26 protein-coding genes, 1 pseudogene and 1 riboswitch are annotated in these 23,772 nt (G+C 69.8%); of the genes and pseudogenes, 14 read left to right on the forward strand and 13 right to left on the reverse strand.

Features of this window, described 5'->3' with window-relative positions; genetic code table 11:
• The first annotated feature begins 77 nt into the window (after nucleotides 1–77).
• Complete coding sequence (locus H4W80_RS26775; protein WP_318787073.1) at nucleotides 78–1,709, forward strand: heparinase II/III family protein; 1,632 nt, start codon at nucleotides 78–80, stop codon at nucleotides 1,707–1,709.
• Here H4W80_RS26775 and H4W80_RS26780 read toward each other — a convergent pair.
• Entirely contained in the window at nucleotides 1,706–2,032 is a 327-nt protein-coding gene (locus H4W80_RS26780) for an SDR family oxidoreductase (RefSeq protein ID WP_264086005.1), read from the reverse strand. The genes H4W80_RS26775 and H4W80_RS26780 overlap by 4 nt on opposite strands.
• A gap of 47 nt (nucleotides 2,033–2,079) precedes the next feature.
• On the opposite strand from H4W80_RS26780, the gene H4W80_RS61105 reads away from it, so the two are divergent.
• Together H4W80_RS61105 and H4W80_RS26785 are read left to right on the forward strand one after the other, a co-directional pair.
• Nucleotides 2,080–2,238 carry a hypothetical protein gene (locus H4W80_RS61105; RefSeq protein ID WP_225963678.1) on the forward strand — a complete coding sequence of 53 codons (159 nt, stop codon included), beginning with the start codon at nucleotides 2,080–2,082 and terminating at the stop codon, nucleotides 2,236–2,238.
• Between the two features lie 35 nt (nucleotides 2,239–2,273).
• A complete protein-coding gene (locus H4W80_RS26785) occupies nucleotides 2,274–2,588 on the forward strand; it encodes a TetR-like C-terminal domain-containing protein (protein ID WP_264086006.1) in 315 nt (104 codons plus the stop codon).
• A gap of 14 nt (nucleotides 2,589–2,602) precedes the next feature.
• On the opposite strand, the gene H4W80_RS26790 is transcribed toward H4W80_RS26785, so the two are convergent.
• Nucleotides 2,603–2,983 (reverse strand): nuclear transport factor 2 family protein, encoded by a 381-nt coding sequence (locus H4W80_RS26790; protein ID WP_192787608.1) that lies wholly within the window; start codon nucleotides 2,981–2,983, stop codon nucleotides 2,603–2,605.
• 61 nt (nucleotides 2,984–3,044) lie between these two features.
• On the reverse strand, nucleotides 3,045–3,866 hold the full coding sequence (locus tag H4W80_RS26795; RefSeq protein ID WP_192787609.1) for an alpha/beta fold hydrolase: 822 nt from the start codon (nucleotides 3,864–3,866) through the stop codon (nucleotides 3,045–3,047).
• A gap of 76 nt (nucleotides 3,867–3,942) precedes the next feature.
• Between H4W80_RS26795 and H4W80_RS26800 the strand changes: the two genes are divergently transcribed.
• Entirely contained in the window at nucleotides 3,943–4,794 is an 852-nt protein-coding gene (locus H4W80_RS26800) for an AraC family transcriptional regulator (protein WP_192787610.1), read from the forward strand.
• A gap of 11 nt (nucleotides 4,795–4,805) precedes the next feature.
• On the opposite strand, the gene H4W80_RS26805 is transcribed toward H4W80_RS26800, so the two are convergent.
• Nucleotides 4,806–5,633 carry a sugar nucleotide-binding protein gene (locus H4W80_RS26805; RefSeq protein ID WP_192787611.1) on the reverse strand — a complete coding sequence of 276 codons (828 nt, stop codon included), beginning with the start codon at nucleotides 5,631–5,633 and terminating at the stop codon, nucleotides 4,806–4,808.
• Between the two features lie 87 nt (nucleotides 5,634–5,720).
• Between H4W80_RS26805 and H4W80_RS26810 the strand changes: the two genes are divergently transcribed.
• A complete protein-coding gene (locus H4W80_RS26810) occupies nucleotides 5,721–6,515 on the forward strand; it encodes a helix-turn-helix domain-containing protein (RefSeq protein ID WP_192787612.1) in 795 nt (264 codons plus the stop codon).
• Between the two features lie 164 nt (nucleotides 6,516–6,679).
• On the opposite strand, the gene H4W80_RS26815 is transcribed toward H4W80_RS26810, so the two are convergent.
• A complete protein-coding gene (locus H4W80_RS26815; RefSeq protein ID WP_192787613.1) occupies nucleotides 6,680–8,002 on the reverse strand; it encodes an aspartyl protease family protein in 1,323 nt (440 codons plus the stop codon).
• Nucleotides 8,003–8,456: 454 nt separating this feature from the next.
• Here H4W80_RS26815 and H4W80_RS26820 point away from each other — a divergent pair, with 454 nt between their 5' ends.
• Entirely contained in the window at nucleotides 8,457–8,852 is a 396-nt protein-coding gene (locus H4W80_RS26820; RefSeq protein ID WP_192787614.1) for a VOC family protein, read from the forward strand.
• A gap of 97 nt (nucleotides 8,853–8,949) precedes the next feature.
• Here H4W80_RS26820 and H4W80_RS26825 read toward each other — a convergent pair whose 3' ends face one another.
• Entirely contained in the window at nucleotides 8,950–9,954 is a 1,005-nt protein-coding gene (locus H4W80_RS26825; protein ID WP_192787615.1) for a hypothetical protein, read from the reverse strand.
• Nucleotides 9,955–10,308: 354 nt separating this feature from the next.
• Here H4W80_RS26825 and H4W80_RS64650 point away from each other — a divergent pair, with 354 nt between their 5' ends.
• Together H4W80_RS64650 and H4W80_RS26835 are read left to right on the forward strand one after the other, a co-directional pair.
• A complete protein-coding gene (locus H4W80_RS64650; RefSeq protein ID WP_192787616.1) occupies nucleotides 10,309–10,461 on the forward strand; it encodes a hypothetical protein in 153 nt (50 codons plus the stop codon).
• Nucleotides 10,462–10,517: 56 nt separating this feature from the next.
• Nucleotides 10,518–11,183 (forward strand): nitroreductase, encoded by a 666-nt coding sequence (locus tag H4W80_RS26835; RefSeq protein ID WP_192787617.1) that lies wholly within the window; start codon nucleotides 10,518–10,520, stop codon nucleotides 11,181–11,183.
• A gap of 84 nt (nucleotides 11,184–11,267) precedes the next feature.
• On the opposite strand, the gene H4W80_RS26840 is transcribed toward H4W80_RS26835, so the two are convergent.
• Nucleotides 11,268–13,520, reverse strand: coding sequence for an ATP-binding cassette domain-containing protein (locus H4W80_RS26840; protein ID WP_192787618.1), 2,253 nt, complete (start codon nucleotides 13,518–13,520; stop codon nucleotides 11,268–11,270).
• A gap of 59 nt (nucleotides 13,521–13,579) precedes the next feature.
• Between H4W80_RS26840 and H4W80_RS26845 the strand changes: the two genes are divergently transcribed.
• From H4W80_RS26845 to H4W80_RS64925, 4 genes are all read left to right on the forward strand, one after another.
• Nucleotides 13,580–14,557: a helix-turn-helix transcriptional regulator gene (locus H4W80_RS26845; protein ID WP_192787619.1), complete on the forward strand. Its 978-nt coding sequence runs from the start codon at nucleotides 13,580–13,582 to the stop codon at nucleotides 14,555–14,557.
• Nucleotides 14,558–14,594: 37 nt separating this feature from the next.
• Nucleotides 14,595–14,765: a S26 family signal peptidase gene (locus tag H4W80_RS61115; protein ID WP_225963679.1), complete on the forward strand. Its 171-nt coding sequence runs from the start codon at nucleotides 14,595–14,597 to the stop codon at nucleotides 14,763–14,765.
• A gap of 155 nt (nucleotides 14,766–14,920) precedes the next feature.
• A complete protein-coding gene (locus H4W80_RS61120; protein WP_225963680.1) occupies nucleotides 14,921–15,049 on the forward strand; it encodes a S26 family signal peptidase in 129 nt (42 codons plus the stop codon).
• Between the two features lie 84 nt (nucleotides 15,050–15,133).
• Nucleotides 15,134–15,553 carry a BTAD domain-containing putative transcriptional regulator gene (locus H4W80_RS64925; protein ID WP_465263716.1) on the forward strand — a complete coding sequence of 140 codons (420 nt, stop codon included), beginning with the start codon at nucleotides 15,134–15,136 and terminating at the stop codon, nucleotides 15,551–15,553.
• On the opposite strand, the pseudogene H4W80_RS64660 reads toward H4W80_RS64925, so the two are convergent.
• The 3 genes and pseudogenes from H4W80_RS64660 to H4W80_RS26870 all read right to left on the reverse strand — a co-directional run.
• Nucleotides 15,446–15,838: pseudogene (locus H4W80_RS64660) on the reverse strand (transposase); the annotation flags it as partial. The gene H4W80_RS64925 and the pseudogene H4W80_RS64660 overlap by 108 nt on opposite strands.
• 364 nt (nucleotides 15,839–16,202) lie before the next feature.
• Entirely contained in the window at nucleotides 16,203–17,780 is a 1,578-nt protein-coding gene (cimA, locus tag H4W80_RS26865; RefSeq protein ID WP_192787620.1) for a citramalate synthase, read from the reverse strand.
• A 193-nt stretch (nucleotides 17,781–17,973) separates the two neighbouring features.
• Nucleotides 17,974–18,618 (reverse strand): DsbA family protein, encoded by a 645-nt coding sequence (locus H4W80_RS26870; protein ID WP_192787621.1) that lies wholly within the window; start codon nucleotides 18,616–18,618, stop codon nucleotides 17,974–17,976.
• Nucleotides 18,619–18,677: 59 nt separating this feature from the next.
• Here H4W80_RS26870 and H4W80_RS26875 point away from each other — a divergent pair, with 59 nt between their 5' ends.
• Nucleotides 18,678–19,322: an O-methyltransferase gene (locus H4W80_RS26875; RefSeq protein ID WP_192787622.1), complete on the forward strand. Its 645-nt coding sequence runs from the start codon at nucleotides 18,678–18,680 to the stop codon at nucleotides 19,320–19,322.
• Nucleotides 19,323–19,360: 38 nt separating this feature from the next.
• On the opposite strand, the gene H4W80_RS26880 is transcribed toward H4W80_RS26875, so the two are convergent.
• Nucleotides 19,361–20,458, reverse strand: a complete 1,098-nt coding sequence (locus H4W80_RS26880; RefSeq protein WP_192787623.1) for a branched-chain amino acid aminotransferase — start codon at nucleotides 20,456–20,458, stop codon at nucleotides 19,361–19,363.
• Nucleotides 20,459–20,672: 214 nt separating this feature from the next.
• Nucleotides 20,673–21,719: a 3-isopropylmalate dehydrogenase gene (locus H4W80_RS26885; protein WP_192787624.1), complete on the reverse strand. Its 1,047-nt coding sequence runs from the start codon at nucleotides 21,717–21,719 to the stop codon at nucleotides 20,673–20,675.
• 99 nt (nucleotides 21,720–21,818) lie between these two features.
• A riboswitch (cyclic di-AMP (ydaO/yuaA leader) is annotated at nucleotides 21,819–21,961 on the forward strand.
• 177 nt (nucleotides 21,962–22,138) lie between these two features.
• Between H4W80_RS26885 and H4W80_RS26890 the strand changes: the two genes are divergently transcribed.
• The gene (locus H4W80_RS26890) at nucleotides 22,139–22,540 is read left to right on the forward strand and encodes a C40 family peptidase (protein ID WP_192787625.1); all 402 of its coding nucleotides are present in this window, start codon (nucleotides 22,139–22,141) and stop codon (nucleotides 22,538–22,540) included.
• Between the two features lie 33 nt (nucleotides 22,541–22,573).
• Here the strand turns inward: H4W80_RS26890 and H4W80_RS26895 are convergent, their stop codons facing one another.
• Nucleotides 22,574–23,740: an ROK family transcriptional regulator gene (locus tag H4W80_RS26895; RefSeq protein WP_225963681.1), complete on the reverse strand. Its 1,167-nt coding sequence runs from the start codon at nucleotides 23,738–23,740 to the stop codon at nucleotides 22,574–22,576.
• Nucleotides 23,741–23,772: the final 32 nt, after the last annotated feature.

Below are 23,772 nucleotides of genomic sequence, written 5' to 3' on the forward strand. Positions count from 1 at the left end.
CGCCACTCAACTTGACCCATTGATCGCGATTCGGAAAGCATGTTCCACCTTCACTCTTTGTCCCGAAAGGAACTGGCGTGCGCCGGCTCGCGATACCTCTTGCCCTTTTGCTGGCGCTCGGCGGGTTAGGCAGCCCCGCGCATGCCGACAAGGTGACCCGGACGGCGGAGTGCCAGGGCGACTGGCTGCCCGGCACGCCCACGGCCGACGACGTCATGAAGGGCGAGATCTCGCTGGTCGGGCTGCCGACGTACAAGCTCGGCAAGAAGATCAACTGGAGCGCGAGCCCGTACCGGAACCGTTCGTGGGAGTTCGTGTTCCAGTCGCTGCGCTGGATGGGGACGCTGGTCGTCGCGTACGAGAACAGCGGTGACCGGAGCTACCTGGATCGCGCCACCGAGATCACCAAGGACTGGGTCGCGAACAACAAGCTCGGGGCGCGCGGCACCCAGCCGTACACGTGGAAGGACCACCCGGTCTCGCTGCGCACGCAGCCGCTGCTCTGCCTGAGCATGCACGTCAAGGAGAGCTGGCTGAAGGACAGCCTCGCCGACCACGCCAAGCTCCTGTCGAACGCGCGGCTCTACAAGAAGGGCCACAACCACGGCATCGACCAGGACATCGCGCTCATGGGCATCGGCTGCAGGTACGGCCGCAAGGACTGGTCGGACCTGGCCTCCCGCCGGCTGACCGGCACGGTGAAGCTCGACGTCGACTCGCAGGGCGCGCTCATGGAGCAGGCTCCGCGCTATGCGGTGTACGTCTACAGCCGGCTGCAGGTCGCGATGACCAACATGAAGGCGTGCGACAGGAAGGTGCCCGGCGAGATCTCCAAGCGGGCGGAGGCGATGAAGGACTTCATCGCCCACGCCACCATGCCGACCGGCTACATGGTGCCCATCGGCGACGGCACCGCCGAGACCGAGCCGAAGATCGAGACGGGGACGCCGAAGCAGGAGGTCAAGGCGTACCGGGCGGGCTACGTCTTCGGCCGCACGGCCTGGGGCAAGCCGGAGTCGGCGTACTACTCGATCAGGTTCGGGCCCGGGCTGAAGTTCCACGGCCACGAGGACCACCTGGGCGTCACGTACTACGCCCAGGGTCGCAACCTCCTGGTGGACGGCGGCTTCCACTCCTACGAGAAGAGCGCCTACCGCTACTGGACGCTCTCCCCCGAGGCCCACAACGTGCCGACGGTGGCCGGGGCCCGCTTCAAGCCGCGGACCGCCTCGAAGCTCGTGGCGTCGAAGTACGGCAAGGACCGGCAGTCGTTCAAGCTGACCGACAAGGCGTACGGGGTCAGCCGCACCAGGTCGGTCCTGGTGAACCACGGCGAGGACCTCATGGCGGTGCTGGACACGGCGTCGGGCGGCAAGAAGGTCAGCAACCTCTGGCGGTTCGACCCGTCGCTCAAGCTCGTGTCCAACGGCGGGGGCAAGGTCGTGCTCGGGGACGGCAAGTTCAAGGTCACCCTGCTGCAGTTCTCGGCGTCGTGCGAGCGGGTCGGCGGGCAGAAGGTGGAGCGCGGCGGGAAGGTGGGCTGGGTCTCGCCCACGTACCTGTCGAAGCTGCCGACCAATGTGGTGGTGTCGCCGGCGGCGCCGTCGCTGCTGACGGTGATCGTGCCCGGGACGGACTCGCCCAAGGTGTCCTGCTCGGGCGGGAAGGTCACGGTGGACGGCACCTCGTTCTCCGCCAAGGCGTTCTAGCCCAGGCGTCCTGGCCATGGGTGGGCGGGCGCCGTCCACCCATCAGCCCAGGAACGCGCCGCCTCCAGCTCGTCCGGCCGCGTGTCGAAGTAGGACTTCGCCCCCTCGCTGAGCGCGAAGGGGCAGATCGCGTTGACCGTGATGTCGTGGGCGCCCCACTCGCGGGCCGCGGTCCTGGTGAGGCCGCCGACGGCGGCCTTCGCCGAGACGTACGCGGCGTAACCGACCAGCCCCTGGACCTCGGAGCCTGAGCGCAGGTTGATGACGCGCCCGCCGCCCTTGAGGTGGGGGAAACAGGCCCGCATGAAGTACGTGCCGGCCATGGGGCCGGTGCGGAAGGCCAGCTCGAGATCCTCGTCGGTGATCGCCGTTGAGGTCGACGACGGCGATCGAGGCGCCCTCCTTGGCCATGGCCGTCGCGATGCCGCGATCCCTGGCCGCGCTGCAGCAGGCGCTGCTGGATCTGGTCCTGGACAAGGAGCTGGGGCAGATCACGGTGGCCGACGTCACCAAGCGGGCCGGCACGTGATGGCCCAGAGCGAGCCGCCCGTCCAGACCACACGGTTGTTCGCACACGTCGCCGAGCACGCGCACCTGTACCGGGCGCTGCTGGGCCCCGACGGCAGCGCCCGGCTCCAGGACCACCTGCGCCATCGCATGACCGTCGCCATCCACGTCAGCAAACAGCACACCGCACCGGACGACGGCGACTCCACGCACGTCGATGATCCTGCGGACATCCCTCATGACGTTCCGGCGGCGTTCATCGCGGGGGCGCTGCTGTCGGTGGCGGCGGACTGGGTGCGGCGGGGGTGCCCGGGCACCCCCGAGGAGCTCTCCGCGACGGTCTGGCCCCTGATGGTCGGCGCCTCACCGTGAGTTCGCGGCCGCCGTCAGAACATCCCGTTCGGGAGCTCATCCGGGTCGGGCACCGGCTGCACCACGTCCCAGTGCTCGACGATCCGCCCGTCCACCATCCGCCAGATGTCCACGACCGCGATCCCGCGCCCGTCCCCTGGCGGGACCATGTGATAGTGCAGCATCACATGATCGTCCTCGGCGATGACCCGCTTGAGGTCGAGCTTCGCCCCCGCGACCGGGGCGCTCGCGATGAACTCGACGAACGCGTCCCTGCCTGAGGGGTTTCCCGGGCTGTGCTCGACGAAGTCCTCCCGGAGCAGCTCCCGGAGTATCTCCACGTTCCCCGCCGCGAACTCCGAGAAGCCGCGCAGGACGATTTCCTTGTTGCGTCCGGCAGTGCCGTTCTCACTCATGCGCCCACCCTGCGGCGCACCGGCCCGGCCCGTCGATTACATCCCATGTAATTGACGGCGTTCAGTGGGCTTGCGCGGTGAAGGCCAGGAGCAGTTCGGCGGTCCGCTGCGGATCTTCCACGATGGGCGAGTGCCCGGCGCCGGGCAGCAGTTCGACCTTCGCGTCCGGAACGACGCTGTAGTCGGCCGCGGACGAGGATCGCCATCTCCGGTCCTCCTCGCCGAAGATCACCAGCAGCGGCTTGCCGAGGACCTTCAGCCGATCCGGGAGCGCCTGCTCCTCCAGGTATTGGCGGGGCGCCTGCATGATCGCGGCGAACGCGTGGAAGCTCATACCGCGCAGCTCGTCCATGAACTCCTGCGGGATCGGGTAGTCCGGGCGGCTGAAACCGGTGCCGGCGAACTGGCGGATCAGCTCGTCGCTCGGCGGCCACTGCGAGGGGCCGATCGCGGCGGACTCCTGTGGGATGAGGGCGTCCATGCCGGGTCCGGTGTTGATGAGCGCGAGCGCGGTCACCAGGTCGGGCCGTTGCTCGGCGAGGGCGGTGGCGACCACGCCGCCGCTGGAATGGCCGGCGACCACGGCGTGCTCCACTCCGAGCCGGTCCAGGGCCGCGCCGGCCCGGCGGGCCTGGTCCGGGATCGCGTAGCTGCCGTCGGCCGGTTGGCCGGACCGGCCGTGCCCGAGCAGGTCGATCCGGATGACGCGATGAGATCCGGTCAGCAGCGGAACCAGCAGGCCCCACCACCTGGCCGAGGCTGCCGTCCCGTGGATGAGCAGGAGCGCGGGGGCGTCGCGGGGGCCGTCCTGGCGCACGTGGATGTCGCCTTCGTCCAGGGACAGGGTCGAGCTGTCGCCGTTCATACCGTCAGAAATGGTCATGAGGCCACTGTCGCCGTCTGCGGGCGCCGCTGGATTGAACAAATGTTCCCTCGATCAGCGCGCGTAGCATGGGGCAGTGCGGACATTCGTGCACGGCGCGGCTGTGTGGGGCGTGGCCTGCCCGCGGCGGCCCAGCCGGGTGGCCGGTGTCACCATGGCGGGGTTCCGGGTCCGTAAGCTGGACACGCTCCGGATGGTCCCGCATCCGGCCGTGACGCTGCTGGTGGAGTTCGGCGGCGGTTCGCCGGTCATGGACTGTGCCGCCGGGCGGCAGCAGCGGGGAAGCGTCGTCGCCGGGCCCGGGCTCGGGTCCGGAGGCTCGGTCCGGGCGCGGGGCGAGAACGTCGAGTGCGTGCAGGTACGCCTGTCCCCTGCGATCGCGCGCGCGGTCCTGGACGTCTCCCCCGCCGACCTCGACGGCACCGTGGTGGCCCTCGACGACCTGTGGGGCCGCGAGGCGTCACGCCTCCGCGAGCGGCTGAGCGAGATCTCGTCGTGGCAGGAACGCTTCGCGTTGACGGACGCGCTGCTCGCCCGCCGGCATGACGCGGGGTCGCCGGTGGACCCCGAGGTGGCCTGGGCCTGGCAGCGGATCGTCGCCGGCCGCGGCCTGGTCAGGGTCGACGGCCTGGCGGCCGAGGTCGGGTGGAGCCGTAAGCGCCTGTGGTCCAGGTTCCGCTCGCAGATCGGCCTGCCGCCCAAGCGCGCCGTGAAGCTGGTCCGCTTCGACCATGCCGCCCACCGCCTGGTCGCGGGTGAGGGCGCGGCCCGGGTCGCGGCCGACGCCGGCTACGCCGACCAGTCCCACCTGCATCGGGACGTCGTGGCGTTCACCGGGGTGACCCCCGCGACCGTGGCCGGCGAGCCGTTTCTGGCGGTCGACGACCTCGCGTGGCCCAACCAGGAAACCTCCGCCGACCGGACGTGAGGCGGCTGCTGCTACTGGGCGGTCACGAACTCCCGCGCACCGCGCAGCCTGGTCCGCAGCCGCCGCTGGGTCAGGGCGCAGTCCAACCGCACGTCGAGCGGCCCGGGCAGGTCGGTGTCGGCCCGCCGGCCGGACGGCAGCCGGGCCGGATCCAGCCCGTCGCGCCGGGCGACGAGGCAGCCCAGCTCATACCGGCTCACCGCGTCTGCCCCGGCCACGTGGTGGATCCCGGCGCGGTCCTCCGAGTTCGCGAGCTCCAGGAGGGCCGCCGCCAGATCGCGGACGTGGACCGGGCAGCGCACGTCGTCGGTGAACAACACCCCGTGCGTGCCGCCCGTGGCCAGCGCGTGCACGAAGTCCTCGTGCTGGGAGCCGCCGTCGCCGATGATCAGCGACGTCCGTACGACCACCGCCATGGGGTCGATCGCATGCACGGCCACCTCCGCCGCCGCCTTCGCCGCCCCGTACGGGCTGACCGGGTCGGGCACGCGGTCCTCGGCATAGGTGATCGCCTTGCCCGAAAAGACGGCATCGCTGGACACGTGCACCAGGCGTGCGCCGTTCGCGGAGGCGGCGACGGCCACGTGAGCGGCGCCCATGGCCGTCGTCGCCCAGTCCGACTGGCGGTAGGCCGCGTTGATGACGACGTCAGGGGCGAACGCGCCGATCAGGTCGGCCACAGCCGTACGGTCGCGGACATCCAGCGGCAGCCACTCGACCCCCGCCGCCCTTCCTGGCCGCGTCAGACAGGTCGCGGCCACGACCTCGCCGGCCGCCGCGGACTGCCGCACGAGTTCGGCGCCGAGAAAGCCGCTGCCGCCCACGATGAGGGTTCTCATGAGCTGTGACCGTAGTGGAGGACTGCGCCACGTCACGACCGTCGAGCCACGTACTGATCCTTTCCGCTCGCCCGGTAGAACTGGGGCATGCATCGCGATCGCACGGTCGGCGAGCTGCTGCGGGAGTGGCGCCGGCGGCGCCGCCTGAGCCAGCTCGACCTGGCCGTCCAGGCGGACGTGTCCAGCCGGCACATCAGCTTCGTCGAGACCGGCCGTACGATCCCCAGCCGCCGGATGCTCCTGCACCTGGCCCAGCACCTGGACGTCCCCCTGCGCGAACGCAACCGGCTCCTGGTCGCCGCCGGGTACGCCCCCGCCTATGAGCGGCGCCCGCTGGAGGACCCGGAGCTGGCCCGGGCGTACGAGGCCATCCAGGGCGTGCTGCGCGGGCACGAGCCGTTCCCCGCCGTCGCCGTCGACCACCACTGGAACGTGCTGCTCAGCAATCCGGCCATGGAGATCTTCCTGGACGGCGTCGACCCGGAGCTGCTGAGATCGCCGGTCAACATGATGCGGCTCGGCCTGGACCCGCGCGGGTTCGCGCCCCGGCTGCAGAATCTGGGGCAGGTACGGGCGTACCTGCTGCCTCGGCTCGCCCGCCAGGCCGCCCGCACGGGAGATCCCCAACTGAGTGCGCTGTACGAGGAGCTCCGGTCCTACGGCACCGAGGACGACCCGCCCACCGCCGGACCCACCGACATCGCCATGCCCATCCGGCTCCGGCACGACGGGGTCGAATTGAGCTTCTTCAGCACGATCACGACGTTCGGCGCGGCCTTTGACATCACCCTCGAAGAGATCGCCATCGAGACCCTCTTCCCCGCCGACGCCACGACCACCGCCTACCTGCGTCGTCCTGCTCCACTGCGTGGATCACGCTGAAGCAGAAGCGGCGCTCGCCGTCCGGGACCGCAGGTGCGGCCTCATCGCCGCCGGCCGCAGGGCGCTGGGCGCCGGGGTAAGGGCGCCTGGTCCGCCCTCACCCCCTTAACCGTAGGAGCCGGCAGTTCCAGGTGGCTCCCGTGACGCCCGTGCGGTCGCGGTGATCAGGCGGCCTCGCCGCGGGCGATGTAGAGGTTCATGTCGGTGAAGTCGACGGTGATGTTGTAGGGCTTCCAGAAGCAGTGGGAGAACCAGCCCATCGTGTCGATCCCTGTCCCATAGGGCCAGGGCACGTTGACCTTCTGGTTTGGGTTCGTGTAGCAGTAGACCTCCTTGGCGACGGCGTTGCCGAGGCGGATCTCCTTCGGGTAGCAGGGGTAGACGGCGGCCGGGTGGCTTTGGGCGAAAGTCCCGATCTGGCGGTCGTAGTCGGCGCGGACCCCCAATTGCTTGGCCGTTTCCCCGACCATGCCCGCGGCGATCTCGCTGACTCCGCCGAAGTTCACACCCACCACCCCTGTGCGGGAGCCCGCAACGCCGGCGAAGCTGCCCGTGCTGTGCAGGTATTGCTCACGGGCCAGCCACAGCGGCAGGGGATCGGCGCCCGCCCGTGCGGCGGCGGCGCGTGCCTTCCTGGCCGTTTCGGGGGTCCGGCGGCGCAGGATCAGCTGTCGGCCGGCGTAGTCGAAGGTGGTCAGCAAGTGGTAGAAGACCCACGTGCCGATCAGGCCATCGCTGTCGATGCCGACGTCTTCGCCCGACTCCGTCGACGACCAGCCCACCGGGACGTTACGCAGTTCGATGCCGCCGAGCTTGAAGGAGTCCAGTATCCCCCAGTACGCCCATATGGTGCTGCCCTCGAAATCGGTCTTCTGGCTGGCGACGGGGCTCAGCCCGGCCTCCTTGGCCACCGACGCGCGCACGCTCAGGTTCGGGGCGCCGGTGTAGAACGTGAAGCGCTTCGTCGGCCCTCCGTTGACCGAGGCCTCGACCAGCGGCATCGGGTCCATCTGCTGGAATGGCAGCCGCGCGGTCTCGCCGTGGATCTGATACGCCTCGCCGCGGACCGCCGCGAACCACTTGGCGTAGCTGTCCTCGCCGGCCGCTTTCCAGTGGGGTGCGGAGAGAGCCAGTTTGTCCTGCCGGATGTAGCAGTCGGCCAGGAAGTAGTTGGTGTTCTTGTCGTCGGGCGCCAGAGCGAGGGCCATCTTGAGGTACTTCTCGGCGTCGGCGAACCGGTTGGCCAGCAGCCCGACATAGCCGCGCTGGCGGGCCGCGTGCAGGTTCTTGGGGTCCTTCTTGAGGATCTCCTCGTACGCGCGGCCGGCCTCCTCGAACTTGCCGGCCTTGAACAGCGCGTCCGCGTCACCGCTGCCGGCCAGCGCGGTGGCCGCGCCGCCCAGCAGCGGCGCGGCCGCGGCGCCACCGGCCAGCACGGCGGCGCCCCGCAGCAGCGAACGCCGGTCCCATTGCCTGTCATCAGCCACACCTTCTCCTTTTCGTGATCACCTTCGCCGTGACTTTCTGTCCGGCGGACGGGCACGACACCTCCGGCCGGTTCGTCTCGCCCTGCTCGATGAGGGCGAGGCCGTGGTGCCGGGGCCACCCAGGCCGTACAGCGTCGTCCCGATGCGGGGCGGCGGGATCGTTTCGCAGTGCGCTCCGAAACTCGCCCGCCGGCCGACCCCGTCCACTGTCGGCCAGCCGTGTTCGCGCCTCGTCCGCGCCGTGTCATGGTCGTGTCACGGCCCCGACCGACGGTGGCCGCCGTCGGCGAACCGAGACATGCGGCAGGCAACGCGCACACACTCGGCATCGATCGTGGTTCGTGATGAGTTGAGGAGATGTGCCCGGCAGGGGACGAGGTCGTCAGCAACCTGGACGGGTGTCTTCGATCCCGAGTGCAAGATCGTGATGTGGCTGAGCTACGGTCGGTTGATCATGACCAATCTGCTCGGAATCAACCATCTGACACTGTCCACGACCGAACTCGACCGGCTCGTGGCGTACTACACGGAGTTGCTCGGAGCAACGCTCGCGTTCGAGCGCGCTGCTACCTCTGCTGATCCTCGGATCGCAGTCCTCGATGTCGGCGGGGCCGACCATCTGATGATCGTCGAAACCGCCACCGTCCCCGCCCTCGATCTTGATCCCCTGAACCGGGCGGGTTGGGGGCTACGCGTGGGCACATACGCACAACTGTGTGAGCTTCGCGAACGGATTCTGGATGCCGGGCGGCCGGTCGGACAGATCGAGACACTGCCTACGCAATGGACGATGATGGCTCGCGATCCCGATGGACGCCCTGTGGATATCCGGGCCCATCGCCCTCGATGATATTCCTCTGCGAACAAGGTCTTTCCGGCAGTGTTGCCCCCGGGCCAGATCACGATCTTGCACTCGGGATCGAGACATCCTCTGACACCCGGGGTCCTCAGGGTGCGAGATGCTCCCTCAGACGCGGCGGCCATGCCTCGAGTTCCCGGTCTACCAGCAGTTCCGCGTGCTCAGGCGGTCCTTCGACCCGGAACAGTACGACCCGTCCCTCCGGCTCGGGCGCGGCCACAACGCGGTGCGTGATCTTCGTCGGGTCGAACGGGAAGTCCCAGTGCGCCAGCCGGCCGTACACCCGGCCGGCGGCCACCAGCTCGGACTGCCGCACCCACCGGATCCGCGAGTCGCCCACCGCCGCGCGAAGCAGGAAGCTCCCCGGGTGCGCCCACCCCGCATCGGACTCGTCCACGATCACGGCTGATCCGGACCGCAGCCGCAGCGGCTGTGTGGTGGCCTCGGTCAGTGCCGCCAGCAAAGATTCGTCCGCGACCGTGAGCTGAGCGAGCAGCAGGGCCGCGTCCACGGCGTCGACGTCGCCGTGCACGTCATAGAACGAACCCGCGATGCCCCTTGCGAGCGCGGGATGCAGCGCCGGGACCTCGGCCGCCTCCTGGAACACATGATGCTTGGCGTCCCAGGGCACCGGACCGGCGCCGCTGATCAGGCGATCCCAGTGGGACTGCGGCAACTGAAGGGTCAGCGCCGTGAAGACCTGCGATGCCTCAGGCGATTCGAAGTAGTCGACCCACAGCCCGTACTCGGCCGAATCGGCCACCGGGGCTGGACCGTACATCAGCATCGCGGCGAACTGGCGCAAAATCCAGTCCTGCAGCGCGTGATCACCGCGCGACCAGCACATTCGCAGGTACATCAAGATCCCATAGGAAGGGAACCTCTGGTGCAACAGGACCCAGTCAGCGGCGATCTCGGCATCTGTCCCGAAGAGGTTCAGCCCATGCGGGTCGAACTCGCCATGGGCGTCCGTGGTCGCCAGCACGGCATCCACATCGGCGTCGCCCCCTCGCCGATCCAGCCCGATGTTCGCGAGTTCCCGGTCCCATTCGGGGGATCCGATCCGCGGCGGGGGCGATGTCGGCTCTGACACCCGCCAACCCTAAGGAACCGGTGGGCGCGGGGACAAGGCTGAGGGGAAAGGAGGCGGTCGGGGCGGTTTGCGCCGTCTTCGAAAACGGGCCCCGAGGGAGTCGCCGCGCTGTTCCTCTTAGGGCGTGTCCCGTGGATCTTTAGTGGCGTTTGGTGTAGATCAGTCCACTGGAAGAGCGCCTGAGCCCGCCGCCGGCCGCCGGCCGATTTCCCGTCAAAGGGGGCGGCGTAGATCACAAGCCGGTGAAGGGACGAGAGGCGCTGGGCCGTTCGCGTGGCGGGTTGAGCACGAAGGTGCACCTGGTCGCCGACCGGCGTTGCCGTCCGATCGCCCGGATCAGCAGCTCTGGCCAGCATGGCGACAGTCCGTACTTCCGGCGTGTGGTGGAAGGTGTGCGCATCCAGCGCCGCGGGCTGGGCCGTCCCCGCAAACAAGCGCGAGCGCATCTACCAGGGCACCGTCGACGTCGCCTCGATCAGGATCTGGCTCCGTGACCCGGTTCAATGACGACACTCCCTAGACGGTAGAGAGGTGGTCGTCGATGAGTGAGAGGACGAGAAGGCGTGGATGTGTATGAAGCCGTGGACAGTCGCCGGGCCGTGCGGGCGTTCAGCGATGAGCCCGTGCCCAAAGAAGTACTCGAACGAGTGCTGACCGCAGCGACGCGGGCTCCATCGAGCGGGAACCTCCAACCGTGGCATCTGTACGTTGTGGCCGGTGAGCCCTTGGCCGAATTGAAGAAGCACGCGACGGCCAGGGCACTGGCAGGAGACCCGGGCGATGAGCGGGAGTATCCGATGTACCCGGCAGAACTGACCTCGCCGTATCTGGACCGCTTTTCCGCCGCTGCTGCCCAGCGGTACAAAGCGCTGGGAATCGAGCGCGACGACCCCGACAGGCCCATGAAGATCGCCGCCTTGAACTCGGAGGCGTTCGGGGCGCCGGTCGTACTGTTCTGCTATCTCGACCGGACGATGGGGCCCGGGCAGTGGGGGGACGCGGGGATGTACCTGCAGACGGTCATGCTGTTGCTGAGGGCGGAAGGGCTGCACAGCTGTCCCCAGGTGATGTGGACGATGTATCGCAAGACCGTCAGCCGCATAGTCGGAGCCGATGACACGCTCGCACTGTTCTGCGGTGTCTCGGTGGGGTTCGAGAAGGAAGACGTGCCACGGCTGCGTACCGAGCGCGCGGACATGACGGAAACAGTGAGCTTCATCGGAGCGTGACCGTCAGGCAGTCAAGATCTACGGGACAGACCCCTAGTGCTGGGGCGCGCCGTTCGGCCGGGCTGCGGTCGAAGCCACCAGGCGTCAGCCGAGTGCTCGCAGATGGCGGGCCGTCAGGGAGCCCGGCGCGTGGACGAGGTCGCGTGGCGGGCCCTGGAAGACCACCTGCCCGCCGTGGCGGCCCGGCCCGGGGCCGAGGTCGATGACCCAGTCCGCCTGGCTGATCACGTCGAGGTCGTGCTCGACCACGACCACCGTGGCGCCGCCGTCGACCAGGCGGTTCAGCAGCTCGACGAGGCCGGCGACGTCGGACATGTGCAGCCCCGCGGTGGGCTCGTCGAAGATGTAGACGCGGCCGGGCCGGTCGAGCTCGCTCGCGAGCTTGAGCCGTTGCCGCTCCCCGCCTGACAGGGTGCTCAGCGGCTGTCCAAGCGGCAGGTAGCCGAGCCCCACGTCCACGAGGCTCTCGAGCACCCGGCGGATCCGCCGTTCGGGAAAGACCTCGAGCGCCTCCCGTGCCGTGAGGTCGAGCACCTCGCTGATCGTGCGACCGCGATGGCGGTACCGCAGGACGCGAGGGGTGAACCGGCGGCCGTCGCACTCCTCGCAGGTGCTGACCATCGGGTCCATGAACGCCAGATCCGTGTAGATCACGCCGAGCCCGCCGCACCGCGGGCACGCGCCTTCGGCGTTCGGGCTGAACAGCGAGGCGCTCACCCCGTTCTCGGCGGCGAAGAGCGCGCGGACGGGATCGAGGATCCCGGTGTACGTCGCGGGGCTGGAGCGGCGGGACCCGCGGACCGCGGCCTGGTCGACGAGCACGGCGTCGGGACACGCCTCGGGCAGGAAGCCCCGGATGAGGGTGCTCTTGCCGGACCCCGCGACGCCGGTCACCACGGTCAGCGCCCCGACCGGGATGTCGACGTCGACGCCGTCCAGGTTGTGCCGGGTGGCACCGCGGATCTCGATGAACCCCGCCGGGCCGCGCGTGACCGCCTTCGGCCGCGGCCGGTGCCGGAGGTGCCGCCCCGTGGCCGAGCCGGACTCGGCCAGCCCGGCCACGTCGCCCTGGTAGACGATCTGGCCGCCGTCCAGGCCGGCTCCCGGCCCCAGGTCGATCACGTGGTCCGCCACCGCGATGACGTCGGGGTCGTGCTCGACGACGATGACCGTGTTCCCCTTGTCACGCAGCTCACGCAGGAGCGCGGTCAGCTGGGCCACGTCGTGCGGGTGCAGTCCGACGCTCGGCTCGTCGAAGAGGTACGTCATGTCGATGAGACTGCTGCCCAGGTGGCGTACCATCTTGACCCTTTGTGACTCACCGCCGGACAGCGTCGAGGTCGGCCGGTCCATGGTGAGGTAGCCGAGCCCGACCGAGATCAGGCGCTCCAGCTGGGTGATGACGGCGGCGGCCACCGGCCGCGCCTCCGGGGCGTCGAGTGCCCTGATCACCTCGACCAGCTCGCCGGCCTCCATGGCCGCGCACTCGGCGATGTTACGGCCGCCGACCCGGCTGGACAGCGCGGCCTCGGAGAGGCGGGCGCCGTGACAGGTGGGGCAGGGTCCCGCGGTGACCACCCGTTCGTAGGCCTCCCGGGTCCTGCCCCTGAGCGACTCGACGTCCTTGGGCAGCCAGATCCGCTCGAAGCGCGGCAGCAGCCCCTCGAAGTTGGCGGCCGGCCCGCTCCGGCCGCGCGGGCTCGCGGGCACGCCCTCGCCGTGCAGGAAGGCCTGCCACTCCCGCGGCGTGTAGCCGGACAGCGGCTTGTCGAGGTCGAACAGGCCGGATTCGGCGAACGTCCGCCACATCCAGCTTCCGACCTGGAAGGTGGGGAAGCGGATGGCGCCCTCGTTGAGCGACAGCCGGCGGTCGACGAGCCGGTCGACGTCGACGGTACGCGTCGTGCCCAGGCCCTCGCACCGCGGGCACATGCCTTGCGGATCGTTGAAGGAGAAGGCGTTCGAGTACCCGGCGAACGGGCGGCCCGCCCGCGACCAGAGCAGCCGCATGAGCGCGTAGATGTCGGTGATCGTGCCGACCGTCGAGCGGGCGTTGCCGCCGAGGCGCCGCTGGTCCACGACGATGGCGGCGGACAGGTTCTCGATCTCGTCCACGTCCGGCCGGCCGTAGCGGGGGAGCCGGTTGCGGACGAACGCGGTGAAGGTCTCGTTGAGCTGGCGCTGGGCCTCGGCCGCGATGGTGTCGAAGACCAGCGACGACTTGCCGGACCCGGAGACGCCGGTGACGACCGTGAGCCGACCCTTCGGAACGGCCACGGTGACGTCCTTCAGGTTGTGCTCCCGTGCTCCGGCGATGCGGATGTGATCGCGTGCCATGCGGTGAAGCTAGGCCGGGTTGTGGTCAGATCATGGCCACAATGTGCGAACCTGGCAGAATGCCCGATCCGAGCAAGCGGCTGCTGGAGCTCCTGTCGCTCCTGCGGGACGGCCGGGCCTGGCAGGCCGCCGAGCTAGCCGAGGCGCTGCGTACCTCTCCGCGTACGCTGCGGCGCGACATCGAGCGACTGCGCGACCTCGGCTATCCGGTCTCCTCGCTCCGAGGTCCGGGCGGCGGCTACCAGCTCCTGGCGGGCCGCGCCATGCCGCCGCTGGTGCTCACCGACGACGAGGCCGTGGCGACCGTGGTCGGACTGCGCTTCGCCGCGCTCTCCAGCGCCGACGGCGCCGTCGCCGCGGCGGACAGCGCGCTGCGCAAGCTCGGCCAGGCACTCCCGCCGCGGCTGCGCCATCGGATCGAGGCGCTGTCGGCCTCCACCGAGGCCGTGTCGCGGGTGGCCCGGCCGTTGGACCTGCGGACCGTGCAGCTGCTGGGCACCGCCGCGCACGCGCACCAGGACGTCCGTTTCCACTACACCAGCCGCGCCGGGCGCAGTACGGAACGCCGGGTCCAGCCGTACCGGCAGGTGCTGTTCGGCGGCCACTGGTACCTGCTCGGCTGGGACGCCGACCGCCAGGACTGGCGCACGTTCCGCCTCGACCGGATCGATCGCCTCGCCGTTCCCGGCACCACGTTCATTCCGCACGAGCCGCCCTCCGGCGAGGCCGTGGTCTTCCCGCAGGGCAGCCCCTGCCATGGCGTGGTGCGGTTCGCCGCCCCGCTGGCCCACGTCTCCGGACGGCTGATGGCCCAGGCCGGGTCGCTGGAGGCGATCGACGACGACACGTGCCGCTACGTCACCGCCGCCGACTCCTGGGAGTGGCTGGCCGTCATGCTGGCCGCGGTGGGCGTGCCGTACACGATCGAGGGGCCGCCCGAGCTGGTCGCGTGCTCGCGGCAGCTGGCCGAACGCATCGCCGCCGCCACGCGACAGAGCCCCGGTGTTGGCAGTTCGGAGAGTCGGCGGCGATCTTAACCACACGAAGATCAATAGGGCCGAGCGGAAGTGAGCGATGAAGCTGATCAGCCTGGGGTTGCTCGCCGGTGTTCTCGTGACGGTGACCGCCGCCCTGGTGGCCCGCCGGCGCTATGTGGTGGTCACCGTCAACGGGACGAGCATGGCCCCGACACTCAGCGACGGCGACCGCGTCCCGGTCCGGCGGCGCCGGCTCGACCAGGTGTAAAAGGGCGACGTGGTGGTGCTCGAGCCCCCGCTCGATCCCACCGGGAAGATCCTGCCGGCCATCCCGGTACGGACGGCCGGCACTGGAACATCAAGCGCGCCGTCGCCCTCCCGGGAGACCCCGTGCCGCCGGGGATCGACGGCAGTGTGGACCGCATGCCCGCAGGCTCGCTGGTGGTCTACGGCGACAACCCCCATAGCGTCGACTCGCGGCAGCGCGGCTTCTTCGCGGGCGATCGCCTGCTCGGGGTCGCGCTGCGAAGGCTGGACGGATCCGCCCTGTAGGCGGCGTAAGGTGAAGTTCCGGCTTTTCGGGCCGCTGCGGACGCCGGATACCTGTTACGGGTCGAGCCGGAGGAGTTCGACCTGTTGCAGTTCGAGGCGCTGCCCGCGCGCGGCCGCCAGGCGCTGGCCAGGCGGGATCCCAGCGGCGCCCTGGACGCGTACACCCGGGCCCTCGCGCTGTGGCAGGGGATGGCGGCCGAGGACGTGCCGCTGGGGCCGACCCTGCGGGAGGTGGTCGCGCGCCTCACCGACCACTACTTGTGCGTCGTGGAGGAGCACGCGGAGATCCAGCGCCCGTCGCGTCCGGCCCGCCAGTACCCCGGTCTGTTCCACCACGGTGCGGACGGCCTGGAAGATCCGGTCCGGGGCCGGCGAGCGGGCCAGCCGACGCCGGAAGTAGGTCAGCAGCGACGGATCGAAGCCCTGGTCATACAGGCCCAGCCCGCAGGTGGCCTTCCACCGCAGATCGAACCGCAGCGCGGCCACCGCCTCCTCATCGGATAACCCATGCAGCGCCTGCAGCACCACCACCGTCGCCAGCAGGCTGGGCGGCACCGACGGACGCCCGTTGACCGGCGCGTACATGTCCGCGAACGCCTCCGGCGGGAACAACGCCCGCCGGTGTTCGGCCAGGAATGCGAACACGCTCCCGGCCGGAATCATGTCCTCGCATACGGCCCATACCTCGGGCCCGGCCGGCGCCCTCCGACGGCCCACCATGACCCGAGTCTGAATCCCGAAACTCAGATCTTCAGGACATCCCTCTAGGGCTGCTCGACTGTTAACCATCCGGTCAGCAAACTGCCCAAAGGCCGGCAGGCAGCTGGTAAGCCCCTCGCTCGGGGTGGGCTCCAGCAGGCCCACCGCGTAACCAGGCAACGGGCGGGCTCAGGCGAGCGAAGCGAGCCGGGGGTGCGCCGTCAGGCGCCCGAATAAGAGCGCCTGAGCTCCCGAGCGCGAAGCGCCCCTTGCGAAGACCTTTGGCCTCGGGGTGGGCTCCAGCAGGCCCACCGCGTAACCAGGCAACGGGCGGGCTCAGGCGAGCGGAGCGAGCGGGGGTTTTGGGGGGGCGAAGGGGGGCGGGAGCCCCCCTGGGAGGCGCTGCCTGCAGCGGCATCGCGCGCAGCGCCTCGTTGCGGAGGACCGTGCGGTTTCAGGCGGTTTTGTGGCCGGCTCGGAGGAGGCCGTAGGTGACTGCCTGCTCCAGGGCCTGCCACGACGCGTCGATGATGTTCTCCGCCACCCCGACCGTGGCCCACTCGGACGTGTCGTCGCTGGAGGTGATGAGGACGCGGGTGATGGCGCCCGTACCGTGGGTGCCCTCGAGGATGCGGACCTTGTAGTCCACCAGTTCCAGCTTCGCCAGCTCGGGGTACAGCTGCTCCAGCCCCAGCCGTACGGCCTTGTCCAGGGCGTTGACGGGGCCGTTGCCCTCGCCGGTGGCGACGATGCGCTCGCCCTTGGCGTGGAGCTTGACGGTGGCCTCGCTGACCAGCTCGCCGCCCTTCGTGCGCTCCACGATCACGCGCCAGGACTCGACCTCGAAGTGGCGCTTGCGCTCCCCGGCCACGGTGTCGCGCAGCAGCAGCTCGAACGACGCGTCCGCGGCCTCGAAGGTGAATCCGCGCGACTCCAGGTCCTTGACGCGTTCGACCAGGGTCTTGGTGTGTTCGGGGGTGAGGTCGTAGCCGAGTTCGCGGCCCTTGAGCTCGACCGAGGCGCGGCCGGCCATGTCGGAGACGAGCATGCGCATGTCGTTGCCGACGGCGGCGGGGTCGATGTGCTGGTAGAGGTTGGGGTCGACCTTGATGGCGCTGGCGTGCAGGCCGGCCTTGTGGGCGAAGGCGGAGGTGCCGACGTAGGGGGCGTGGGAGTTGGGGGTGACGTTGGTGACCTCGGTGATCGCGTGGGCGATGCGGGTCATGTCGGCGAGGGCGGCCGTGGGGACGAGGTCGAAGCCGCGCTTGAGCTGGAGGTTGGCCACGACCGTGAAGAGGTTGGCGTTGCCGGAGCGCTCGCCGTAGCCGTTCGCGCAGCCCTGTACGTGCGTGGCCCCGGCCTTGACGGCGGCCAGGGTGTTGGCGACGGCGCAGCCGGTGTCGTCGTGGCAGTGGATGCCGACGCGGGCGCTGGTCTGGACGGCCTCGTGGACGATCTCGGCCAGCTCGTCGGGCAGCATGCCGCCGTTGGTGTCGCACAGGGCGATGACGTCGGCCCCGGCCTCGGCGGCGGTCCTGAGGACTTCGAGCGCGTAGGCTGGGTTGGACTTGTAGCCGTCGAAGAAGTGCTCGGCGTCGAGGAAGACTCGCTGTCCCTCCGCACGAAGGTGAGAGACCGTGTCGCGGATCATCGCGAGGTTCTCCTGGAGAGTCGTGCGGAGGGCCAGCTCCACGTGCCGGTCGTGGCTCTTGGCGACAAGGGTCACGACCGGCGCGCCGGATTCGCGCAATGCGGCCACCAATGGGTCGTCGGCTGCCTTCACACCGGCCCGGCGGGTCGCACCGAACGCGGCGAGCTGCGCGTGCTTCAGGTCCAGCTCTGTTCGAGCACGCCTGAAGAACTCTGTGTCCTTGGGGTTGGCGCCCGGCCAGCCCCCTTCGATGAAACCGACGCCCAGCCCGTCCAAGTGACGCGCGACAGCGAGCTTGTCGGCGACGGTGAGGTTGAGCCCCTCCTGCTGGGCGCCGTCACGCAGCGTCGTGTCGTATACGTGGAAGCGGTCGTCGGCCATGAGTCTCTCTTCTCTGGAAGTCCTCTGGAAAGCAAAAAGACCCCTCACGGACGTGAGAGGTCTGCGCGCTGGCGGTGTCCTTTGTCAGCCAGCGCGCCTGCCGATAATGAGCAGACCGTAGAACATGGTGCCGCCAAGTCTGCCACACGCATTCAGCATCTGGCACATCGATCTCAGCTTCTGGGACAAGCCTTTACACGGTGACGCCGTCGCCACCTGTGATGACGCGCTCGAGCGCGGCCGGGTCGAACGCCTCATTCCCCAGCAGCTGCCCGTCGAGCAGCACCGTGGGCGTGCCCTGGAGGCGCACCTTCGCCGTCTCCGCGAGGTGGGCCTGCGCGTACGACTGCGACCTGACGCACTCGTCCACCGACGCCCCCGCCTGCCTGGCGGCCTTGATCAGGTCCTCGACGGCGAATCCGGACGCCTCGCCGTGCGGCGCGGGCTGCATGGCGTACAGCTCGTCCCTGAAGGCGAACCAGTTCTCCTCGGGGACGCAGCGGGCGGCCGCGGCGGCGCGGATGGAGTTGGAGCGCATGGGCTCGTCCTGGAAGATCGTCACCGGATGGAAGACGACCTTGACCTTGCCCTCCATGGCGAGTTTCCTGATGGTGCCGTCCACCTTGGCGTGCATGTCCTTGCAGACCGGGCAGTCGAAGTCCTCGTACACGTCCAGCACGGGGGCGTCCCCGCCCCTATCGGCCAGGACCATCGTCCCGTCCACCTGCCGGGTCAGCCGCACCCCCTCGGACGACCGGCCCGGCTCCGAGAACGACAGCACCCCGAGTACGGCGATGGCCACGCACGCGAGCGCCACCGCCAGCAACCGCTTCATCATCAGCCCACTCTCACCTCATTGATCGCGCAGACCCTACCGGATGTCGAGAGAATGGACATATGAAGGCATACCTCCTGGACCCCGCCGTAGCACAGTACGTCCTCGCGCACACGACGCCGCCCGATCCCCTGCTGGACGAGCTGGCGAAGGAGACGCTCAGGGCCACCGGGGACGCCGCCGGCATGCAGATCTCCCCTGACCAGGGCACCTTTCTGACCATGATCACCCAGCTCGTGGCGCCCCAGGTCGTCGTCGAGGTCGGGACGTTCACCGGTTACTCGTCCGTGTGCATCGCCAGGGGCCTGTCCGGCGGGCGGCTGCACTGCTTCGACGTGAGCGACAAGTGGACCTCCATCGCCCGCCGCTACTGGCGCGAGGCCGGGGTGGAGGACCGCGTGACGCTCACGCTCGGGCCCGCGCTGGAGACGCTCGCGGCCTTCGACCAGACCGTAGACCTGGCCTTCCTCGACGCGGACAAGGGCAACTACCCCGGCTACTACGAGCTGCTCATGCAGCGCCTGCGGCCCGGCGGGCTGATCGTGGCGGACAACACGCTGCGCCGGGGCCACGTGGCGGACCCGGCGCACGAGGAGCAGACCACGGTGGAGATCCGGCAGTTCAACGACCTGGTGATGGAGGATCCGCGGGTGACGGTCCTCCTGCTGCCGGTCGCGGACGGAATGACCCTGATCAGGAAGAACTAGCCGCGGCGGCCGGGCCCTCGCGGACCCGGCCGTCGCCACTAGACGATCTTGTGGATCCAGTTGTGGGCGTCGGGGCGGACGCCGTACTGGATGCCCACCAGCTCCTCGCGCACCCGCATCGTCACCGGGCCGGGGTTGCCGTCGGCGACGCTCCAGGAGCGGTCGGCGCCCTTCACCGTGCCCACCGGCGTGACGACGGCCGCCGTCCCGCACGCGAACACCTCGGTGAGCTCCCCGGACTCGCACCCGGCCTGCCACTCGTCGATCGAGATGAGGCGCTCCTCGGTCTCCAGGCCCAGGTCGCCGGCCAGCTCCAGGATCGACTCCCTGGTGATGCCGGGCAGCAGGGTGCCGGTCAGCGCGGGGGTGACGAGCTTGTTCCCGAAGACGAAGAACAGGTTCATCCCGCCCATCTCCTCGACGTACTTGTGCTCGTGGGCGTCCAGCCACACCACCTGGTCGCAGCCTTTCTCCACGGCCTGCCGCTGCGCGACGAACGCGGCCGCGTAGTTGCCGCCGCACTTCGCGAAGCCCGTGCCGCCGGGGGCGGCCCGCGTGTACTCGGTGGACAGCCAGACGGAGACGGGCTTGAGCCCGCCCGTGAAGTACGAGGCCGCCGGGGAGGCGATGACCATGTACTTGTACGACTTCGACGGGTAGTTGACGCCGAGCCCCGCCTGGGTGGCGATCATGAAGGGGCGCAGGTAGAGGCTGTGACCCTCGGTCGTGGGCACCCATTCCTTGTCGGTCTGGACGAGGAGCTCGAGCGACTCCACGAACGCCTCCTCCGGGAGCTCCGGCATGGCCATCCGGAGCGCGGAGCGGTTGAAGCGGGCGGCGTTCGCGTACGGGCGGAAGGCGACGATCGAGCCGTTGGCCTGGCGGTAGGCCTTGAGCCCCTCGAACAGCTCCTGCGCGTAGTGGAAGACCGAGGTGGCCGGGTCGAGCGAGAGCGGGCCGTACGGCAGGAGCCTGGCGTCGTGCCAGCCCTCCCCCTCGGTGTAGTCGATCGAGACCATGTGATCCGTGAAGGTCTGCCCGAAGCCGGGGTTCGCCAGTACCTGCTCCCGCTCGGCCGCGGTGCGAGCGTGGTCGGATAGCTGCACGTCGAAGCTGAGCTTCTGAGCGATGGTCATGACGTCGGTCCTTCTCTCTGCGAATCTGCCCAAATCTACAGAAATCTGCGGATCGGTGCTGATGGGCGGGCGCTGCCCGGAAGGCAGCCCCGTACTTCCTATTGTCTCGCTATATGGGATGGCAAGCGGCCAATGGGGCGATCAGCCCTTTTGGACGCAAAAAAGCGCCTGGCGGCCCTCTCCGGACCACCAGGCGCGTTGGGGCTAGGCGGTCCTAGCCGGATACTCGCGCGGTGATGTCGTCACCGATCTCGTGCGTGGTGCGACCCGCCCAGCCGGCCAGCCGCTCGAGGATGTCATCGGCGACCGCCTGCTCGACCTTGGCCGCCTCGGCGTGCAGGCCGAGGTGCTCGAGGAGCATGGCGACGGACAGGATGGTCGCGGTCGGGTCGGCCTTGCCCTGGCCGGCGATGTCGGGGGCGCTGCCGTGGACCGGCTCGAACATGCTCGGCGCGGACCGCTCGGGGTTGATGTTGCCGCTGGCGGCCAGGCCGATGCCGCCCGCGATGGCGGCGCCCAGGTCGGTGATGATGTCGCCGAACAGGTTGTCGGTGACGACCACGTCGAACCGCTCCGGCTGCGTCACGAAGAACATCGAGGCCGCGTCGATGTGGCAGTAGTCGGTCGTGACGTCGGGGTATTCCGCCGCCAGGCGGTTGACCGTGCGCTGCCACAGGTCACCGGCGAAGGTGAGGACGTTGGTCTTGTGGACGAGCGTCAGCTTCTTGCGCGGCCGCGTGGCGGCCTTCTCGAACGCGTAGCGCACCACGCGCTCGACACCGTAGGCGGTGTTGAGCGACTCCTGGGTGGCGATCTCGTGCGGGGTGCCGCGCCGCATGGCGCCACCGGTGCCCGCGTAGAGGCCCTCGGTGCCCTCGCGGACGACGATCATGTCGATGTTCTCCGGCGGCGTGTCGGCCAGCGGGGTCGCCACGCCGGGGAACAGCTTGACCGGGCGCAGGTTGACGTAGTGGTCGAACTCGAAGCGCAGCCGCAGCAGCAGATCGCGCTCGAGGATGCCCGGCGGCACGCTGGGGTCGCCCACGGCGCCGAGCAGGATCGCGTCGTAGCCGCGCAGCTCTTCGAGCACGGCGTCGGGCAGCGTCTCGCCGGTACGGTGATAGCGTGCGGCTCCCAGGTCGTAGTGCGTGGGCTCGATCTTCGTGCCCACTGCCTCCAGGACCTTGAGCCCCTCGGCCACGACCTCGGTGCCGATCCCATCGCCGGGGATGACGGCCAGACGGATGTTACGCGACTCCATGGGCGGTACCTTACCGCGTCGTCTCGACTGACGAACACTTCATCTCATTTTCCGGACGCCCTCTTTGTCCGTATTGCGGTTCTTTGACCGTTTCGTTAAAGTCCCGACCAGCCTAATCCGCGCAGCCGCTGCGTGGAGTCGGGGACCCACTTCCCTCTGGGGCGAATCGGCATCCCATGTCGTAGGGCTACTTCCAGGCCCGAGCCCGTCAGCTAACCCGGCCGGCCGTATGGAAGGACAGACCCCTGTCTCGAATCGCCATTGTCCTGGCGGCGGGCGCCGCCGGGCTCCTCCTGGCCTCCCCAGCCCATGCCTCCACCAAGATCGACGACCTCACCACTCTGACCGGCGCCCAGATCAAGAAGATCCAGGCGAAACAGGCCCCGAAGCCCGCCTGGAAGATCGCCCTCAAGTTCGCCATGAGCAAGCGCGGCACCCCGTACGTGTGGGGCGGCGCCAGCCCGAGCGGATACGACTGCTCCGGGCTCATGCTCAGGGCGTACGAGCACGCCGGGATCGAACTCCCCCGCGTCGCGGCCGACCAGTACGCCGCGTTCGACAAGAAGATCGCCTGGAAGGACCTCAAACCCGGCGATCTCGTCTTCTTCCACGGCCTCGGGCACGTCGGGATGATCTCCCGGCCCGGCTACATGGTCCACGCTCCGCGCACGGGTGACGTGGTCAAGGAAGAGCGCCTGAGCTCCTGGCGCAGAGACTCCTTCGTGGGTGGCGTCCGCCCCGACCCCAAGGGCGTACGACTCTGGTCCAAGCTCAAGGAACAGCGCCTCAGCACGCCCACCACCCTCACCGCCACCCTGTAGGGACCCTCCGGCGTCCGCCTCCCCGCGCGACGGTCAGGGGAGGCGGGCGTCGAAGATGAGGTCCCAGGCGCGGGTCCTGGCGTGAGCCACCGCGCCCAGCAGGACGCCGCTGTCGCCCAGCGTGCTGGCCACCACCGACGGCCGCAGCGGGCCCAACTCGGCGATGCGGGCCTCGATGGCCTCCCCCAGGAGGTCCAGGTTGCGGCCCACGCCGCCGCCGAGCACGATCACCTCCGGATCCAGCACGGCCGCCACCGCCACCAGCAGCTCGCCGATGCGGCGGCCCTCGGACTCCACCACCGAGCGGGCGACGGCGTCGCCCTCGGCCGCCGCGTCGAAGATCTTCTTGGCCGTCTCCAGGCGCAGCCCGGCGGCGCGGGCCCTGCGGACCACCCCGGGGGCGGCGGTCACCGCCTCCGTGGCGCCGTGGGCCAGGGCGTCACCGGCCGATGGCGCCGGGTCCTCGGCCGCGGGCACGTACGAGACCTCCCCCGCCGCTCCCCGGGCGCCCACGTACAGCTCGCCGTTGATCACGATGCCCATCCCGACGCCGGTGCCGATGGACACCAGCGCGAAGTTGGACTTGCCGCGTCCCGCCCCGTGCACGTGCTCGCCGACGGTGGCCAGGTTGATGTCGTTCTCGATGACGAGGTCGGCCCCCATCGCGGCGCGCAGGCGCTCGGCCAGGTCGGGGCCGGGCAGGTTGGGGGCGAACTCAAGGCGGCCGAGCTCCGGGTCGTACACGCCGGGCGAGCCGACGACGGCGCAGGCGACGGCGTCCCAGTCGACGACCGCCTCGTCGGCGGCGAGCCGGCACAACTCTCCGACCAGGACGGCCAGCTCGGCGGAGGTGAGGGCGGTGTTGCGCCCGTCCCTGCGGCCGACGAGGGTCCCGCGCAGGTCGGCGATGGCGACCCTGATCCAGTCCCGCCCGATGTCGACGCCGGCGACGTGGCTGGCGGCGGCGTTGACGTCGTACAGGGACGTGACCGGCCCCGGGCGGCCGGAGACCTCGCCGACGACGTGAACGAGCCCGTCCTCCTCCAGCCCGGCCAGGGCCGCGGACACCGTGGGCTTCGACAGGCCGGTGATCTTGGCCAGGTCGGTACGTCCGGCGGGGCCGTGCTCCTGAAGATGGTCGAGCAGGCGGCGCTCGTTCAGCACGCGCAGCAGGCGCGGATTACCCAGGTCTCCCCGCATCTCACCCTCCCTTGAGGAAGCAGAGCCTAGCC

The sequence above is a fragment of the Nonomuraea angiospora genome (assembly GCF_014873145.1).
GTDB lineage: Bacteria > Actinomycetota > Actinomycetes > Streptosporangiales > Streptosporangiaceae > Nonomuraea > Nonomuraea angiospora.

What these genes read in the sequence shown, in the direction of transcription:
- H4W80_RS26780 (WP_264086005.1), bottom strand. Translation starts at nt 2,032, where the DNA reads ATGGCCGGCACGTACTTCATGCGGGCCTGTTTCCCCCACCTCAAGGGC.
- H4W80_RS26790 (WP_192787608.1), bottom strand. Translation starts at nt 2,983, where the DNA reads ATGAGTGAGAACGGCACTGCCGGACGCAACAAGGAAATCGTCCTGCGC.
- H4W80_RS26795 (WP_192787609.1), bottom strand. Translation starts at nt 3,866, where the DNA reads ATGACCATTTCTGACGGTATGAACGGCGACAGCTCGACCCTGTCCCTG.
- H4W80_RS26805 (WP_192787611.1), bottom strand. Translation starts at nt 5,633, where the DNA reads ATGAGAACCCTCATCGTGGGCGGCAGCGGCTTTCTCGGCGCCGAACTC.
- H4W80_RS26810 (WP_192787612.1), top strand. Translation starts at nt 5,721, where the DNA reads ATGCATCGCGATCGCACGGTCGGCGAGCTGCTGCGGGAGTGGCGCCGG.
- H4W80_RS26820 (WP_192787614.1), top strand. Translation starts at nt 8,457, where the DNA reads ATGACCAATCTGCTCGGAATCAACCATCTGACACTGTCCACGACCGAA.
- H4W80_RS64650 (WP_192787616.1), top strand. Translation starts at nt 10,309, where the DNA reads ATGGCGACAGTCCGTACTTCCGGCGTGTGGTGGAAGGTGTGCGCATCC.
- H4W80_RS26840 (WP_192787618.1), bottom strand. Translation starts at nt 13,520, where the DNA reads ATGGCACGCGATCACATCCGCATCGCCGGAGCACGGGAGCACAACCTG.
- H4W80_RS26845 (WP_192787619.1), top strand. Translation starts at nt 13,580, where the DNA reads ATGCCCGATCCGAGCAAGCGGCTGCTGGAGCTCCTGTCGCTCCTGCGG.
- H4W80_RS61115 (WP_225963679.1), top strand. Translation starts at nt 14,595, where the DNA reads ATGAAGCTGATCAGCCTGGGGTTGCTCGCCGGTGTTCTCGTGACGGTG.
- H4W80_RS61120 (WP_225963680.1), top strand. Translation starts at nt 14,921, where the DNA reads ATGCCCGCAGGCTCGCTGGTGGTCTACGGCGACAACCCCCATAGCGTC.
- cimA (WP_192787620.1), bottom strand. Translation starts at nt 17,780, where the DNA reads ATGGCCGACGACCGCTTCCACGTATACGACACGACGCTGCGTGACGGC.
- H4W80_RS26870 (WP_192787621.1), bottom strand. Translation starts at nt 18,618, where the DNA reads ATGATGAAGCGGTTGCTGGCGGTGGCGCTCGCGTGCGTGGCCATCGCC.
- H4W80_RS26875 (WP_192787622.1), top strand. Translation starts at nt 18,678, where the DNA reads ATGAAGGCATACCTCCTGGACCCCGCCGTAGCACAGTACGTCCTCGCG.
- H4W80_RS26880 (WP_192787623.1), bottom strand. Translation starts at nt 20,458, where the DNA reads ATGACCATCGCTCAGAAGCTCAGCTTCGACGTGCAGCTATCCGACCAC.
- H4W80_RS26885 (WP_192787624.1), bottom strand. Translation starts at nt 21,719, where the DNA reads ATGGAGTCGCGTAACATCCGTCTGGCCGTCATCCCCGGCGATGGGATC.
- H4W80_RS26890 (WP_192787625.1), top strand. Translation starts at nt 22,139, where the DNA reads ATGAGCAAGCGCGGCACCCCGTACGTGTGGGGCGGCGCCAGCCCGAGC.
- H4W80_RS26895 (WP_225963681.1), bottom strand. Translation starts at nt 23,740, where the DNA reads ATGCGGGGAGACCTGGGTAATCCGCGCCTGCTGCGCGTGCTGAACGAG.